General features: G+C 72.3%; 12 protein-coding genes. 7 read left to right on the top strand and 5 right to left on the bottom strand.

The annotated features are described in order from the left end of the window. Window positions 1-898, top strand: an 898-nt coding sequence (locus Vau01_RS24835) for a L,D-transpeptidase (protein WP_203996826.1), incomplete at its 5' end; no start/stop codon positions are given. Between the two features lie 13 nt (window positions 899-911). Here Vau01_RS24835 and Vau01_RS24830 read toward each other — a convergent pair. Then, on the bottom strand, window positions 912-2,273 hold the full coding sequence (locus Vau01_RS24830; RefSeq protein ID WP_239151821.1) for an MFS transporter: 1,362 nt from the start codon (window positions 2,271-2,273) through the stop codon (window positions 912-914). A gap of 116 nt (window positions 2,274-2,389) precedes the next feature. Here Vau01_RS24830 and Vau01_RS24825 point away from each other — a divergent pair, with 116 nt between their 5' ends. Genes Vau01_RS24825 through Vau01_RS24815 form a run of 3 tightly spaced genes read left to right on the top strand, consistent with a single transcriptional unit; the run spans window position 2,390 to window position 5,306 of the window. Next, window positions 2,390-3,838, top strand: coding sequence for a hypothetical protein (locus tag Vau01_RS24825; RefSeq protein ID WP_203996825.1), 1,449 nt, complete (start codon window positions 2,390-2,392; stop codon window positions 3,836-3,838). Next, window positions 3,838-4,584, top strand: coding sequence for a hypothetical protein (locus Vau01_RS24820; protein WP_203996824.1), 747 nt, complete (start codon window positions 3,838-3,840; stop codon window positions 4,582-4,584). The genes Vau01_RS24825 and Vau01_RS24820 overlap by 1 nt, the downstream gene beginning before the upstream one ends. Window positions 4,585-4,607: 23 nt before the next feature. Next, complete coding sequence (locus tag Vau01_RS24815; RefSeq protein ID WP_203996823.1) at window positions 4,608-5,306, top strand: hypothetical protein; 699 nt, start codon at window positions 4,608-4,610, stop codon at window positions 5,304-5,306. On the opposite strand, the gene Vau01_RS24810 is transcribed toward Vau01_RS24815, so the two are convergent. Together Vau01_RS24810 and Vau01_RS24805 are read right to left on the bottom strand one after the other, a co-directional pair. After that, a complete protein-coding gene (locus Vau01_RS24810) occupies window positions 5,293-5,775 on the bottom strand; it encodes a hypothetical protein (protein ID WP_203996822.1) in 483 nt (160 codons plus the stop codon). The two genes, Vau01_RS24815 and Vau01_RS24810, sit on opposite strands and share 14 nt — an antisense overlap. Next, complete coding sequence (locus Vau01_RS24805; RefSeq protein WP_203996821.1) at window positions 5,750-6,376, bottom strand: RNA polymerase sigma factor; 627 nt, start codon at window positions 6,374-6,376, stop codon at window positions 5,750-5,752. The genes Vau01_RS24810 and Vau01_RS24805 overlap by 26 nt, the downstream gene beginning before the upstream one ends. A gap of 376 nt (window positions 6,377-6,752) precedes the next feature. Here Vau01_RS24805 and Vau01_RS24800 point away from each other — a divergent pair, with 376 nt between their 5' ends. Further along, window positions 6,753-9,311: a CHAT domain-containing protein gene (locus tag Vau01_RS24800; RefSeq protein WP_203996819.1), complete on the top strand. Its 2,559-nt coding sequence runs from the start codon at window positions 6,753-6,755 to the stop codon at window positions 9,309-9,311. Window positions 9,312-9,403: 92 nt separating this feature from the next. On the opposite strand, the gene Vau01_RS64665 is transcribed toward Vau01_RS24800, so the two are convergent. Continuing rightward, entirely contained in the window at window positions 9,404-11,983 is a 2,580-nt protein-coding gene (locus Vau01_RS64665) for a CHAT domain-containing protein (RefSeq protein ID WP_203996817.1), read from the bottom strand. A 50-nt stretch (window positions 11,984-12,033) separates the two neighbouring features. Here Vau01_RS64665 and Vau01_RS24790 point away from each other — a divergent pair, with 50 nt between their 5' ends. Further along, window positions 12,034-13,308 carry a S8/S53 family peptidase gene (locus tag Vau01_RS24790; protein ID WP_203996815.1) on the top strand — a complete coding sequence of 425 codons (1,275 nt, stop codon included), beginning with the start codon at window positions 12,034-12,036 and terminating at the stop codon, window positions 13,306-13,308. Between the two features lie 60 nt (window positions 13,309-13,368). On the opposite strand, the gene Vau01_RS24785 is transcribed toward Vau01_RS24790, so the two are convergent. After that, window positions 13,369-14,340, bottom strand: a complete 972-nt coding sequence (locus Vau01_RS24785) for a hypothetical protein (protein WP_203996814.1) — start codon at window positions 14,338-14,340, stop codon at window positions 13,369-13,371. A gap of 104 nt (window positions 14,341-14,444) precedes the next feature. Here Vau01_RS24785 and Vau01_RS24780 point away from each other — a divergent pair, with 104 nt between their 5' ends. Continuing rightward, window positions 14,445-15,536, top strand: a complete 1,092-nt coding sequence (locus tag Vau01_RS24780) for a hypothetical protein (RefSeq protein WP_203996812.1) — start codon at window positions 14,445-14,447, stop codon at window positions 15,534-15,536. Window positions 15,537-15,548 lie beyond the last annotated feature (12 nt).

Genomic DNA, 15,548 nt, shown 5'->3' with positions numbered 1-15,548 from the left:
CCAGACCTACACCGTCGGCGTCACCCTGGTCGACGGCAAGGGGACGCAGAGCCAGCAGACGAGCACGTTCACCACGATCAAGCCCGCCTCGGTGGCGAACGTCTCGTTCCAGGCGAACTCGTTGCAGAGCCTGAAGAACGGCGCCACGTACGGCGTCGGGCAGGTCGTCATGGTCCACTTCAGCAAGCCCGTGAAGGACCGGGCGGCGGCCGAGAAGGTGATGACCGTCCGGGCGGAACCCGCCGTCGAGGGTCGCTGGCGCTGGATCGACAACCAGAACGCGCACTGGCGGCCGGCCCAGTACTGGGCGGCCGGCACCAAGGTCACCGCGGCGGTCAGCGTCCGCGGGGTCGACCTGGGCAACGGCGTCTGGGGCGGCGCCAACGCCACCACCAGCTTCGCGATCGGCCAGTCGAAGATCGCGATCGCCGACAGCGCGACGCACCGCATGAAGATCTTCATCGACGGCGCGCTCGTCAAGGACATGCCGATCAGCATGGGCAAGGGCGGCACCGTCAAGGGCAACAACGGCGAGACCATCAACTACTGGACCCGCTCCGGGGTGCACGTGATCCTGGAGAAGGCGCAGAACGTCCGGATGACGTCGGCGAGCTACGGCATCACCGACCCGAAGAACCCGAACTACTACGACGAGAACATCACCTACTGCTGCCGCATCACCTACTCGGGCGAGTACGTCCACCTCGCCGACTGGAACATCTCGCAGCACGGCAGGGCCAACACGTCGCACGGGTGCCTCAACGTCGGACCGGACAACGCCAAGTGGTTCTACGCGAACTTCGGCCTCGGCGACGTCGTCGACGTCAAGGGGACCCCGCGTCAGATGGCGCTCGGTGACGGCATCGGCGACTGGACCATCTCCTGGGACAAGTGGTGAGCACGGGAGCCGTTCACCCGACCGGCACGGATGCCCGTCCGGGTGTTCCGGTCGGCGTGGAGGTCCGCCGGGCGACCCAGATCCCCGCGACGGCGAGCCCGAACGCCAGCCCGTACCCCGCCAGGTAGGCGGCGTACGGCGCGGTCGCGATGAGTGCGGCGAAGAGGGTGCCGCTGACGGCCAGCACGGTCGTCGAGTGCAGCGAGTCGGACAGTTGCAGCGACGAGCTGCTCCGCCCCTGCTGTCCCGCGGGCGCGAGCCGGAGCGTGAGCGCGGACATCGTCGGATAGGACACCCCCATGCCGAACCCGCCGAGGAGCCAGCCGCCGACCACGACCGGAACCGGCACCGCGGGCGCGACGACAGCGGCGGCCGCGGCGACCCCGACCGCGATGAGCGACAGGCCGAGGGTCAGCCGTGCCCGCGGGCCGAGCCGCTGCCCCAGGCGGGACTGGTACCACGAGCCAAGGGACCAGGCCAGCCCGCCGACGGTGAGCGTCAGCCCGGCCGCCGACGGTGAGAACCCGCGCTCACGGGTCAACATGAGCGGAATGAACACGTCGGTCTGGATGAACGCGGCGCCGGCGAACCCACGCAGCAGCACCACGCTCGGCAGTCCCCGGCGCGCGGTGAACGTGCCGGCCGGCAGTAGTTTCGGCGTGACGAACACCAGCCCGGCGATGCCGGCGCCGATGAGTACCACCGCGTCGACGCCGCCCCGCTGGCCGCCGAAGTGCAGCAGTCCGACACTCACGGCCGCCGCGACGGCCCACCCGACGATGGACAGGTCGGCGGTCCCCCGCTCGGCCGGCGGCAGGCCGCGCAGTCCCGGCGCGATGAGCAGGATGGACGGGACCGCGAGCAGGACGACGCCCAGAAACACCCAACGCCAGTGCAGGTGCTCCACGATGAGCCCGGCGATCGACGGCCCGGCGATCGACGGCAGCACCCAGGCGCCGGCGAACGCGGCGAAGACCCGCGGGTGCAGGTCGGCCGGGTACGCGCGGCCAACGACCACGTAGAGCGCGACGACCACGAGCCCACCGCCGAAACCCTGCACGGCCCGGCCACCGACCAGCACCCACATGTCGGGTGCGGTTCCCGCGATGAGCAGCCCGGCGATGAACAGTGCGACGCCGGCCCAGGTCGGCCCGGCCGGTCCACGCGCGTCGCCCCACGCCCCGGCCACGACCATGCCGACGACCGATGCGGCGAGCGCGCCGCCGAATGCCAGCGCGTAGAGGGTGAGGCCGTCGAGCGCCCGCGCCACGGTCGGCATGGCCGTGGTCACGGCCACCGCTTCGAAAGCGATCAGGGTGACGAGAGCGATCATGCCGAGAGTGAGCGCCCGGTAGGGCGCGGACAACGAACTCACCGACCCATCCTCGAACCTCAAGCCTGCTTGAGGTCAACGGAAGGTGACCTCCGCTACGGGAGCCGCGTCAGCGAGACGTGAGCGTGGCGAGAACGCCGGCCGATACCGTTCGCCGGGTGTCCCATCCGCCGCAGTATCCGGACCAACAGCAGTACCCGTCGCAGCCGTACGGATACCCGGCGGCACCGGCGTACCCGCCGCCGTACCAGGGCGGCCCGCCGCAGTACCAGGGCGGCCCGGTGCCCTATCCCGGTGCGCCCGTGCCGCCGCGCCGGCCCGCCCGGTGGCTGGTTCCGGTGCTCGTCGGCGGCGTCCTCGCGATCGTCCTCGCCGCCGGCTGCGGGTTCGTGGTCTACACCCGCGTGAGCGGTGACGGCGGACAGTCCCCGGGTGCCGCCGACGGAAAGGGCGGAAGCAGGATCCCCAACGTCGACCGGCCGGGCTTCCAGGACCTCGAGGAGTCGATCGTCGACCCGGCACCGTTGACGGAGAAGGCCGACGCGCCGCCGGTCACCGTGGGAGGTGCCCCGGTCGTCCCCGCGTGTTCGCTGCTGAGCCTCGCCGAACTGACGCAGGCCGGCGTGCGGCTGAGGCCGAACCCGTTGAAGGGCGGCTACCAGCGGTCGTTCTTCGACGGCAAGGGAACCGGCACGATGGAGGCCGGCAGCGACTACACCCTGCCGATCAGCCCGCAGAACACCTGCGAGTACTTCGGGTACGAGGGCTCGGTCAGCATCGACGTGTTCCAGGAGCAGTACACCAGCCCGAAAGCGATGGTCGAGGGCATCGAACGCTACGAGCCGCAACAGGCGATCAAGGGCGTCACGGTGACCAGGCAGCCGAAGACGTCGACGTCCACCGAGGGGAAGGAGTACGCGGTCTTCGCCATGCGGCTGGGCAAGACCCTGGCCCGGGTGACGCTGCTGATCGAACAGGGCAAGCTGGCGACGGTCCAGCCGAAGGTGCTGGACACCGTCGCGGGCAGGATGGCGGCCAACACCGCCAAGCCGGTCGGCAACCCGGTGATCGGAATCGACAGCCCCGCCTACCCGGTGGCGCCGCTCGACGCGTGCGCCGTTCTCGCCGCCGAGGACTTCCAGGCGCTGACGAACGTGCCCGCGGCGCCGTTCGCCCAGGAGGAGATCGCGACGGCCGTGGGCCGCATCAACTTCAGCCTCGGCACCTCGGTCAGGGACCGGAACGAGTACGCCTACGTCGAGACCGGTTGCCAGCGGACCACCGGCGAGACGACCTCCAACGACCGCGTGTCGCTCAAGCTCGACGTCCGCAGCTACACCGGCGACAAGGCGGCCGCGAACGACATCGCCGCCACCGGACCGTACGACAAGGGCCAGCCGATCAGCCGGACCGTCGGCGACGAGTCCTACTGCGTCACCTTCACGTACGCCCGCGAGGCGGGAGCCCTGGTCTTCCGCAGCGGCCGGTACCACCTGGTGCTGACCCTGATCGATCCGAAGAACCCGACGAAGGGCCAGAACCCCGCCACCATGGCGGAGCGGCTGGCACCCATCGCCGACCGGATCATCCCCCGGCTGGAGAAATGATGCGCCGCACCCATGCCAGGTACGGGCTGTCGTGCGGGCTCGCGCTCGCCGCCGTGACCATGCTCGGATGCGGTCTGCTGCCGGGCAGGAGTCGTCAGTCGTCGCCGGGCTCGGCCGTCCCGGTGCCGAGCACTCCCGCGGCAACCGCACCGGCGGGCCGGTACACCGAACCGGCCGACCCGTGTGCGGCCGTGGCGACGGCGACGGCGCAACGCTTCAGGATGGACCGGCCCACAACGGTGTCGCTGCCGGGCATGGACGCCGATCCGAACACCGGCAAGCTCGTGTCGTACCAGAACCTGAAGTGCTCCTGGAGCATCGACAACCCGGCGAAGGGGCCGGACGGCCGCCCGAACTACATCGACGTGACCGTCACGTACTCCGTGATCGACCGCACCTTTCCCACCGCCGTGGACGTCGCCAAGGGGATCTACGAGCTCCGCAAGGAAAAGCAGGCGGGCGACGCCAACCGGAGCGTCCAGCGCACCGACTCGCCGACCGGTCTCGGCGACGAAGCGTCCTACTCCTTCGCGGTGACCACCAGCAGTCTCGGCCAGAGCGGTGACGCGGTACTGCTCATCCTGTCGAGCAACGCCACGGTCTCCATCTCCACCAGCGGCGCCGACCTCCTCATGGACCGGTCGAAACCGGTCGGCCACCAGTTGTACACCAAGCCGCTCGCCGAGGGGCAGTTGCAGCCGACGGTGCTGGGCATCGCCGGCGAAGTCATGAGCCTGCTCGGTTGAGTACGTCGAGGAGCCCGGGAACCATGTTCGCGAACCGCACGGCGCGGTCGACCCGCGCCGCCGTCGTCGCCCTGTGGGCGGTGGCGCTCGTCGCCTGCGGTGACACCACCGGGCCGGCCGGGCAGTCCGGCCCGCCCGCCGGTGCCGCCTCGGCCTCGCCACCCGAGCCCGCGTTCGCCACGCCGGCCGACGCGTGCACGGTGATGCCGGCCGACCTCGCCAAGGCACTCAAGGTCACCGGAACCGACCGGACCGGCAGCAGCCCGCTGACCTGCACCTGGAAGCTCGACTCCGGCGACAGGCACAAGGCCCGCACGATCGGCGTGACGTACGAGGCCTGGGACGAGCTGAGGCTGGCCAAGTCGACGTACGAGGCGTCGAAGCGCACCGACATCGCGTCGGGTCGCGGCGCCAACGTCACCATCCGCGAGAGCGGTGACGTCGACCAGGTCGGCACCCAGCGGCAGGGCCAGCACTACGACGAGGGCTACTACTTCTACGGCACCTCCGAGATCGCCGGCATGACCCTCGGAAACGGCACCGTCGTCCTCCGCCGCGGCAACGTCACCCTCACGATCACCGCGCAGGGCAACGACGTCCTCCCGCCGTACACCGGCAAGCTGCGGTCGAACCCGCTGGTGAGCGCCGAGGCCAAGCAGATGATCGACCGGACCGCCGACGCCTTCGCCGCGGCCGTGTCGCCCGCGGTCACCGCTCGGTAGGTTGTCCCGACGAGGTCGCGATCCACGTCGTCACCAGCCGGTCGCCGGCGACCGTCCACTCGAGACGGACCGGTCCGCTGTGCGGGCCCGGGAACGTGAAGCACCCCACCGCGTCGGCGGTGGTCTGTACCGATTCCCCCGCGATGGTCACCAACAGCACGAGGGCCTGCTCCGGCGGGATGAGCTGACCTTCGATGCCGTCCTCGCCCAGTTCGATTTCCACCTGGCGCGGGCCCGAGCCGAAGAGCAGCGTGCGGCGCGGTTCCGCGTGGCCGTTGCGCACCAGCGCACTTCTGTCGACGTCGCTGTCGAAGAGCAACAGGGCGAGTTCGGCGTCGGGATCACTTGCCCGCCACCGGCGGGCGGCGCGGGCGGCCTCGACGACCTGCTGTTCGATCGCGTCCGAGTGGAGGGCTTGGCTCAGCTCCAGAGCGAGGTCGTCGTCATCGTTCCAGTTCGGCCGTGACATGCCGCGCACCTCCCGCCTTCACTTCGGTAGGGCTCCGAAGGTACGACTGGACCGCGGCGGTCTGGCGCAGCTTCTCCAGAACACGCCGGCGAGTCGGCCCGACGCTTCCGATCGGAATGTTGAGGATGCGACTGATGTCGGCATAGGTGGCGGGCGGATCGCTGCTCAACAGGGCGATCAGCCGCTGTTGCTCCGGTGAGAGCTCCGCCAGTCCGTCGCGCAGAACCTGATGGCGTTCGGTCGCCAGCAGGGCGTCGCCCGCGTCGGGGGCGTCGGGCGCCGTCATCGACGTCAGCGTCGCCGGGTCGACGACCACGGTGCGGCTGCCGCGCTGGGCGTACCGCTGGCACTCGCGCCGGGTCGTGGTCACGAGCCAGCCGGGCAGTGCCGCCGGCTCCCGTATGTGTTCCAGTGATTCGATGAGGCGTAACCATACGATCTGACTCACATCCTGTGCGTCCGCCGGACGCAACCGGTACTGGCGTATGACGACGGCGACCAGGCGCGCATGGCGTCGCACCAGTTCGTCCCAGGCGTCGTCGGCGCCGTTGATGCTGGCCTTGATGAGCATGGTCAGGTCGTAGTCCCGCACCCTCTCCACGACATGTCCTTCCATCGGTGACAGATCTATGTCGAGTCTGTGGGCTAGGAACGTTTCGGGCCTGCGGTTAATACGGTCCGGAGGGGTGACGGTGACGACGCCGGACGGCCGATTCCGGCCGCAGGAACGACCAGCCGGGAATCGGGCCCGCGGTCGCGACGCGTCTCCGATCCGATTTCTGCATGAAGTCCCCTATCGATTTGAAGGCACGCAAACCGGAGTATTTACTACCGGAACGGTGACGCCGCTCCGTACCATTCCCCGATAACCCCCTCCCCGGCTGCGTTCGGAGTCGGATGTCTTGACTGAACAAGAGCCCACAGCCGACCTCGTGATACAGGCCAGGCGCGTTCACGAGAACGTCATCGCCGACCCCATGAGGTTCCGGTCCGCGGCCGCGGATCTCGTCGGCCGGGCCAGGCGGGCCGGCGACCGCGAGGCGCTGGTGCTCGCGCTCCGGGCGCTCGCCTGGGCCGAGCGGGCCAGGTTGGCCGACGCCCAGGCGAAGATCCTGCTCGACGAGGCGGCGCGGATCGCCCGCCGGCACCGGCTCGATCATGCGCTCGGTGACGTTCTGCTCAGTCGCGCGGCGGTCAACCAGGAGCTCGGCCGGATGGGATCGGCCCAACGCGACCTGGACCTGGCCGGCGGGCTCGTCGCCGTGGGCAGGGCGGTCGAGGTGCGGTTCCAGCGGGCCGTACTGCACCAGAATCTCGGCCGGCTCGGCCCGGCGGCCACCGCCTATCGCGAGCTGCTGGCCCGGTCCGACACGCCGGCACGCATCAAGGTGATCGCGGGCAACAACCTCGCCATGATCGATGCGCAGGTGGGTCGGTACGGCGAGGCGTTCCGCCACCTCGACGGTGCGGCCCGCCGGGCCGGGCAGGTCGGCCCGGCCCTGGTCGCCATGGTGCTGGAGACCCAGGCCTGGGCAACGGTGCAGGCCGGTCGGCTGGTCGAGGGGTTGCGCCTGTTCGAGGAGTCCGCGCGGGCGCACGAGGCGGCCGGTCTGCCCCTGGGCGAGCACTTCGTGGAGTACTCCGACGCGTTGATGGACCTTCGCCTGCTGCCGGAGGCGACCGCGGCGGCGCGGTCGGCGGCGGACGTGTTCCGCACCATGGGAGTGCCCCTGATGGGTGCGGAGGCCCAGCTGCGGATCGCGCAGCTGGCGATGCTGCTGGACGATCCGGTGGCGGCGGAGCGGGCGGCCGCCACGGCCGTCGAGAGCTTCGGCCGGCAGGACCGCACCGTATGGAAGGCGCGGGCCGTACTCGTGCGTACGGAGGCCAGGCTGCGGGCCGGCAGCGTCGACGCCGCCGACCTGCGGCGGGCGCGCCACGTCTGCGCCACGCTCACGTCGGCCGGCCTGGCGTCGTCGGCGGTGCACGCGCACGTCGTCGCCGGGCGGATCGCGGCGAAACTGGGCCGGGTCGGCGACGCCGTCCGCTCGCTGGAGCGCGCCGCCGAGCTGGCCACCGCCCGGCCCATCCTCGTCCGGCTGCTGGGCCGGGTCGCCGCGGCCCTGGCGGCACGCATGTCGGGCCGGCGCGGCGAGACCCTCGCCAACTGCCGGCGCGGTCTGCGCGACCTCGCCCGGCACCGGGCCGCCCTACCCTCGGCCGAACTGCGGGCGCTGGCGTCCGGACACGGCGTCGAGCTCGGGCAGCTCGGGCTGGAGGTGGTGATCGAGGCGGGCGCCCCACGGCACGTCCTCGACTGGATGGAGCGCACCCGGGCCGCCGCGCTCCTCGCCGTCGAGCCGGCCGGAAGCCGCGACATCGACGACGATCTCGCGGCGCTTCGGGCGGCGTACGCCGAGGTCGAGGCGATGACCCTGCAGACGAACCGGGGTCCGACGGCCGAGACGCTGCTGACCCGCCAGGCCACGATCGAGTCGCGGATCCGCCGGGCCACCTGGCAACGCCACACCAGCGCCGGACCCGCCGCCACGCCGATCGGCGTCAGCCGCCTGCGTGAACTGCTCGCCGGCCGGATCCTGGTCGAGTACGGAATCCTGCACGACCGGCTCATGGCCATCGTGGTCGAGCCCCGACGCTCCCGGGTGGTCCCGCTGGGAACCGCGGGCACCCCCGCGGTCCACCTACGGGCGTTGCTCTTCGCGCTGCGGCGCCTCACGGAGAGCCGACCGCCCGCGTCGTTGGCGGCCGCCCGGCTGAGCGCCGACCACCACATCGGGACGCTGCGTGAGCTCCTCCTCGATCCGCTCGCCGTGGCCCCCGACGCCGAACTGGTCGTCGTGCCGGTGGGCCAGTTGCACGGCGTCCCCTGGCCGGCGATGCACGACGGTCCGCTGTCGCTCGCGCCGTCGGCGCGTTTCTGGGCCCGGACGAGGACGTCCGCCGTGGATCGACGGCGCGCCCGCCGGGTGGTGCTCGTCGAGGGGCCGCACCTGCCCGGTGCGACGGCGGAGATCCGCCGGTTGCACCGCCTGTATCCGGACGCCACGGTGATCACGCCGCCGCACAGCACCACCGCCGCGGTCGTCGACCTGGCCGACGGGGCGGGACTCGTCCACCTCGCGTGCCACGGCCTGCTCCGATCGGACAATCCGCTGTTCTCGTCGCTGATACTGAGCGACGGGCCGCTGACGGTGCAGGAGTTCCAGGCGCGGGGCGCGGCGCCGAACCGGTTGGTGCTCGCGTCGTGCCAGTCGGGGATCGACGTCAGCTACGCCGGCGACGAGGTGCTCGGCTTCGTCAGCGCGCTGTTGGCGCGCGGCACGGCCGGCATCGTCGCCAGCACCGCGGCCGTTCCCGACGTCGCCGCCGTCGACCTGATGTGCGCCCTGCACGAGGGCCTGATCAGCGGTCGCACCCTGGCCCACGCGCTCCACGCCGCGCGGGCCACGCTGGACCGGTCGGATCCGGCCGCGTTCGTGAACTGGTGCACGTTCACCGCACACGGCGCCGCGTGACGGGTCGGACAGCGGGCGGGTGTATTACCCGGCACCCGGAACTCCTCCTGTTCCTCCGAGAGAGGAGGTGATGACCCGTGGCCGAACGTCGATCAACAACCCAGCGCCACGAAGGACATCGCCGTCGCGACCGCCACCGGATCGTCGGTCTCGCCCCCGCGCGCCGCGAGCAGGGCGGACGCGAACGACGTCCCGTCGCCCAGCTCCCGGTGGATCCGCAACATGAGCCGGCTGGTCGCCGCGTCGTTCACCGGAACCACACTCGCGAGGAGGCTGACGGTGCCCAGCGACACCAACGCACCCACCATGCCGAGCAGTTCGTCGCCGCCCACGTGGGCCGCGAGGGCGGAGTCGCAGCTGGACAGGATCAGCCGGAACGGGGCCCGGCGCAGCCGGGCGAGGTCGTACACGGTGAGCGGGCCGTCGTCGAGGTGCAGGGCCGAGAACAGGGGATTCTCCCGGCGGAACGTGCCGTGCGCGGCGACATGCGCGGTCCACGCGCCGTTCAGGGCGGCGAGGGTGCGGTCGGCGGTTGCCAGGCCGTCGCCGAGAACGACCGTGCCCGGAACGAGCCGCCCGATCTCGCGGGCCTCGGAAGCCGCGCTGTCCAGTCCCGGGCCGATCACCACGACCGTGCGTCGGGACCGCGGCGGGTGGGCGCGTCTGGCCCGCAGCCAGACCACGGCCGACGGCACCACCCGCACCGGCGTGCGGCGCAACGACGGGATCAACGCCCACGGAACGGCGTGCAGGCGACCCGGCGGGATCAGCACGAGTGGACCCTCGTCCGTGTCGGCCGCCGCCGGACCGAGCAGGGCCCGCTCCAGCCGCTCCCCCGCTTCGGCCAGACCGTCCAGGCCCGCTGCGTACGGCCGCTCGTAGGCCAGCCGGCGCAGCATGGACCGGGCCAGTTCGACCTCCCGGACCGCCGCCGCGAGCGGTCCCACCTCGTGCAGGCGCACCCGCCGGCCGGTCAGGGTGACGGCGTACAGCACGTCGTCCACCGCGACCAGTTCGATCATCCGATGGCCGTCGAGCTCGTCCAGGAGGTCGGCCACCGACGTCAACCCGGCGGCGCCACGGCGCGGGCCGCCGGCGGTCCGCCGGGTGCGGGTCCGGACGGAGCCCTCCAGCCGGTGCCGCTCGGCCTGGAGCGCGGCGGTGCCGGCGCCGGCCGCCCGGGCCAGTTGCAGTTCCCGCATCACGTGCCGCAGCGCGGCCAGGTCGGCGGCCAGATGGGGATCGTCGGGCGGCCGGGCCGGCGGGGCGGCGAGCGCCACCGCCCGCCACTGTTCGCTCCAGATCAGCAGCGTCCGGGCATCGCCGCGACGCAGCGCGTGCTGCTGGGCGATCGTCGCGAGGTGCGCGCCCCGGGCGGCGGCGTGCGCCCGCAACTCCGTCGCGCCCAGCGTGTAGAGGTGTTCGGCGGTCGCGGCGAGGCCCTGGCGGCACGCGGCCAGCGTTCGACGACCGTCGCCGGTCGCCTCGGCCCGCAGCGCGTGGGCGAGCCAACCGACCGGACGTCCGGAGATCGGGCCCTGCTTCCGGAACTCCGCCGCCCGCGCCAGGTGCCGGTCCCGGACCGCCGGCCCGGCCAGCTCGGCGGCCAGCAGGTGGGCGGCCGGAGCCTCCTCGGCGCCGAGCGCGTCGAGGCGGGCGGCGATCCGGGCCGTCCGGCGGGCCAACGACGGCCCGCGTTCGTCGCCCCGGTACCGGGCCTGGAGCAGGAGGAACGAGGTGCGGGCCTGCCACCACGGGCGGCGCTGCGCGCGGAAGAGATCACGGGCGACGGTGGCCCGGGCCACGGCCAGCGTCACCTCGCCGACCTCCGTCGCGGCCCGCGCGGCGGCGAACAGCAGTTCCGCGCGGCGCAGTGCCGGTGCGGTGGCATGGCGCTGGACGGCGTCCTCGGCCACCGCCAGCGCCTCGTGGGCGAGCCCGGCGGCGAGCAGCATCGTCGACCGGGTCGCCGACAGGTCGGGGGCGGGTACCGACAGTGCCGCGAACCGGGCGGCCGCCTCGTCGAGCAGGCCGAGAGCGCGGGGCAGATCGTCGACGTGGAAGGCGATGTGCGCCCGGTTCTGGGTCGCGATCGCCGCCTCGTACTCCTGGCCGGCCGCGGCGAGCCGGCGGCCCGCCTCGGTGATGTCCCGGTCGGCCCGCCGGGCCTGGCCCAGCGCGAGGTACACCTGGGCCCGGTGGCTGCGGGCCCGGGCCTCCCAGACGAGGTCGCCGCCGCGACGCATCGACGCGATCGCCCGGTGCAGGTCGGCCAGCGCCTCCCGGTAACGGCCGACCTCGCGCAACATGCCACCCCGTCGCATCAGGACCCGCCCGGTGAGCAGCCCGGAGCTGGCCGTGGCGGCCTCGTCGAGCAGGTCGAGAGCGGCCGACGTGCGACCCGCCAGCCCGAGCGTCACGCCCAGCGACGCCTGCACCTCGGCCACCCGTGCCACTCGCCCGGTACGGCGGGCCAGCGCCAGCGCGTCGCGCAGTTCCGGTATGGCGGCGGCGATCTGGCCCCGGTCGCGCAGGACGATCGCACGCACCTGACGGGCGATCGACGCCGCCTCCGCACCCGGGGCACCGGTCAGGACGGCGTCGGCCGCGGCGATCGCCTCGGACGGGCGCGCCAACGCAAGCCGCAGAAGCCGATCGGAGTCCGCCTCCATCACCCCGGATTCTATGGACGCCATGTCGACCCGGAACACAAGGAGATCTGATGGTCACCAAGCACGAAGTACAGCGAGGCCTGATCGAGGACGGATTCCGTGCCGCCGGTACCCCTGTCGGTGCCGGTTGGTCGTGGACCGCCGGACCGGTCGGGACGGACGGGCGACCGCAGCCGGCCGAGTTCCTGTACCGGGAGCGCCACATCGTCGTCCGGGAGGAGTTCGTCGACGCCGTCACGGAGCTGCTGACGGCGGAGGTGCGGACCCGGGGGAAGGCGAAAGCGCGCGTCGTCGCCCGGCCGGTGACGCACGGCGTCCGGCTGCTCCGGCTCCCCGGCAGCCTCCCGGTCGTCGACGCCCTGCAGCTCGTCGCCGCGAAATTCGGGCGCGGCGTCGCGACCTACGACTACGTGATCGCGTTGTCCCAGGTGATCACCGGTTGGTGCGCCGCGAGGGAACCGTGGCCACGGCTGCGCGGAACGGCACCGGTGCCCGGACCCGTCGACGATGCGGACGCCGGCGAGAACGTGCGGGTGGTGATCCTCGACAACGGCATCGACCAGGCGACCGTCAACGCGAACGACTGGCTGGCGGGCGTCGTCGGCGACCCCGACGAGGAGGTGGTCACGGACGACTCCGGCAACGTGCGGATCCATTACGCCGGTGGGCACGGCACGGTCACGGCCGGACTGGTGCGCATGATGGCCCCGCGCGCCGACGTGCGGGTGGTCCGGGCGTTCCCGGTCGCCGGTGCCGCGTTCGAGACCGATCTCGTCCAGCAGATGGAGGGGATACTGCAGAGCTCACACCCGGACGTCATCTGCCTTCCCGCCGGCACGCGGGCCGCCGACGCCACCGGCCTGCTCGCGTTCGCCACCTTCCTGCAGAACCGCCTCAGCCTGCACGCGGGGGTCGTCGTGGTCGCGGCGGCCGGCAACGACGGAGCCAACGAGTCCTTCTGGCCCGCCACCGGACCGGGAACGGTGACGGTCGGCGCCCTGACCCGGGACGGTTCGGCCCGCGCGGAGTTCACGAATTTCGGCGGCTGGGTCGACGTCTACACGGTGGGCGACGAAGTGGTCAACGCGTTCCCGACGGGGAGGTACACGTACTCCGAGCCGCCGCGCGAAGGGCAGGAGGCGGACTTCGAGGGCGTCGCGGAGTGGAGCGGCACCTCGTTCTCGGCGGCGATCGTCGCCGGAATGATCGCCGCCAGGATGTGGCGGGACGGGCTCAGCGGCACCGACGCCGCGGCGGCCCTTGTCGACGAGGCCCAGGACGCGCCGGTGGCCGGGGTCGGTGCGTGTCTGCTGCCGCCGTCGTAGCACAGGGTGGTGCGGCCGGTGTCGCCGGCCGCACCACGCGGATCACGCCGTGACAGCCGGTCAGCGCCCGTGGTCCAGGCCGAGGACGAAGAACGTGTGCCAGTAGTTCGCCTTGTCGGGCAGCCGCGCGCTCTTGCCGTCGAAGATGGTCAGGTCGGCGGGGCCGGCCAGGCCGCATGCGCGGGCGGTTCGGACCAGGACGCCGGCCAGCGCCGGACCGTCGACCGCGCCCATCGGGCCGCCGAGCAGTCGCCACTCGGGTCCGCCCTGGCCGTAGGGGTCGTCGGGGACGGCATCGGGTGGCAGCCAGCCGAGCGCCCGCGCGTCGACCGCGTCGTCGAGGAACCCGCCGATCACCAGCCGGTCGCGGCCGGGAAGCACGTCGAACCCGAACGTGGAGTTGCCGATGACAGGCCCGAGGGTGAGGCTCAGCGCCTCCTGCTCGGCCGACACGGTGGTGAGCCAGCCACCGAGCGCGCGTTCGAACCCGTCCCAGTTCCCGTGCGGTGTCACGCCCGGGATCTCGTGACCGTCGAACGAGTGGCCGTGCGCCGCCTCCGCCTCGGTGTACGCCGGCTCGGTCCAGGCCAGCTCGCACAGGACGCCGTCGCCCGGCCAGCGGCGGAGGAGCCAGGCCTCGGCCGGGCCGGTCGGGTGCAGCACCAGGACCGGGCCGTCCGGGCCGGCCATCAGCTCGACCGTGTCGCCCGGCTCCGGACGCCGCCACCGCACGTACGGGCTCCCCCACGACGGGCGCGCGGAGTGCGGTGGCCCGAGCACGCCGTAGGTCCCGCGGACCGTCGCCGGGCCGAGCACCGCCGACACCGCGGCGGCCGCCCGCCGGAAGTGCCCGACCTGCGCGGTCACGTCCGCGCCACCGCCGCCCAGGCCGGCCGTGAGGTACGGGTACTCCCCGTGGGTCAGCCGGGTCCCGGTGGGCGGGGCGTCGGACCAGTCGGGTCGCGCGTCCCGGAACTGCCGGGCGAGGGCACCGATCCGCTCGTCGGAGAATTCCGCCGTCTCGTCAGCCATCCGGGTGAGTATTCCGGGTCGGCTTGTTGTCACTACGGCCGGGATGAAGATCGCCGAGTGCACACTCACAGTGACCGAGGGTGATCAACGCCGAAGGAGTGATCATGAGCCTGACACCGGCGAGCGGGTTTCTCGTCCAGACCCAGGCGGGCGACGCCAAGCACGGCAACTTCGAGGTCGTGGTGCCCGACCTCATCCGCGGCGGGCTCTCGCACTACTGGCGGAACAACGGCGGCGACGGGCAGTGGGTGCTCCCGAAGGCACCGGTCGGCACCGCGCGGTACACCTCGACCTCCATCGCCGAGAGTGACCACAAGTTCGTCCCGGGCAACGAGCAGGGCAACCTCGAAGTGCTCGCCCGGCAGGAGGAGCCGGCGGGTGACCGGCTCGACTTCGCGTGGCGCGACAACGGCGGCGGCTGGGCCTGGAACGGGCCGTTCGAGGTGAAGCTGCCGCACGGGGTGGCGGCGCCGGCGCTCGTCGCCGAACGGGCCGACAATCCTCCCGGCCCGCTGCGGGCGGTGGTGCCCATGGAGAGCGGCGGCTTCGCCGAGTTCGAGCGCGTCAGCGGGAACTGGATCGAGGTGGCCCGGGTCGACGGGGACGTGCTGCAGGGCGTGAGCTTCCTGCTGTCGTTCGTCGGGTCGGAGGCCTGGCCGAGCGAACGCGACGAGTACGGCGACCGCGTCGTGGCCGCGGTGGCGGCCAACGGGACGCTGCAACTGTATGCGCGGCAGGGCTATCCGTCGCCGAACCCGCGCACGTGGAAGGGGCCGTACCGGTTCGGCGAGGAGATCCTGCCGACGCAGTTCGGCGGCCCTTTCCGCGGGCGTCCGAGCATCATCATGAGCAGCTTCAACCAGAACGTCTCGGCGGACCCGCCGGTCATCAGCGTCGACCAGGTGCGGTACGGCAACTACGAACTCGTCGTCCCGATGCAGCCCACCGGCATCGCGCACATGTACAAGGACAACGACGTCCTGCAGGGCCCGGGCAACGACCCGTGGGCGAACTGGAGCTCGTACACCACGTTCGGCCGTGGCCAGTACGACGAGGTGTCGCTCATCCAGAGCAACTACGGCGACGAGCACGGTCACCTGGAGGTCGCGGCCCGGCGGCGGGACATGGCCGGATTCGACTTCTACTGGCGCGACGACGACCTGACGACCTGGCACGGCCCGAACTACATCCGGTGAACCGCTTGACCC

It is taken from the genome of Virgisporangium aurantiacum, from assembly GCF_016863635.1.
GTDB classification, from domain to species: Bacteria; Actinomycetota; Actinomycetes; order Mycobacteriales; family Micromonosporaceae; genus Virgisporangium; species Virgisporangium aurantiacum.
Note: the sequence above shows the minus strand (reverse complement) of the source record. Positions and strands in the feature narration are given on the sequence as shown.

Excerpts from the sequence above, each read along its gene's own strand:
- Vau01_RS24790 (WP_203996815.1), top strand. The coding sequence starts at position 12,034 with ATGGTCACCAAGCACGAAGTACAGCGAGGCCTGATCGAGGACGGATTC.
- Vau01_RS24810 (WP_203996822.1), bottom strand. The coding sequence starts at position 5,775 with ATGTCACGGCCGAACTGGAACGATGACGACGACCTCGCTCTGGAGCTG.
- Vau01_RS24815 (WP_203996823.1), top strand. The coding sequence starts at position 4,608 with ATGTTCGCGAACCGCACGGCGCGGTCGACCCGCGCCGCCGTCGTCGCC.
- Vau01_RS64665 (WP_203996817.1), bottom strand. The coding sequence starts at position 11,983 with ATGGAGGCGGACTCCGATCGGCTTCTGCGGCTTGCGTTGGCGCGCCCG.
- Vau01_RS24820 (WP_203996824.1), top strand. The coding sequence starts at position 3,838 with ATGCGCCGCACCCATGCCAGGTACGGGCTGTCGTGCGGGCTCGCGCTC.
- Vau01_RS24800 (WP_203996819.1), top strand. The coding sequence starts at position 6,753 with ATGAGGTTCCGGTCCGCGGCCGCGGATCTCGTCGGCCGGGCCAGGCGG.
- Vau01_RS24780 (WP_203996812.1), top strand. The coding sequence starts at position 14,445 with ATGAGCCTGACACCGGCGAGCGGGTTTCTCGTCCAGACCCAGGCGGGC.
- Vau01_RS24785 (WP_203996814.1), bottom strand. The coding sequence starts at position 14,340 with ATGGCTGACGAGACGGCGGAATTCTCCGACGAGCGGATCGGTGCCCTC.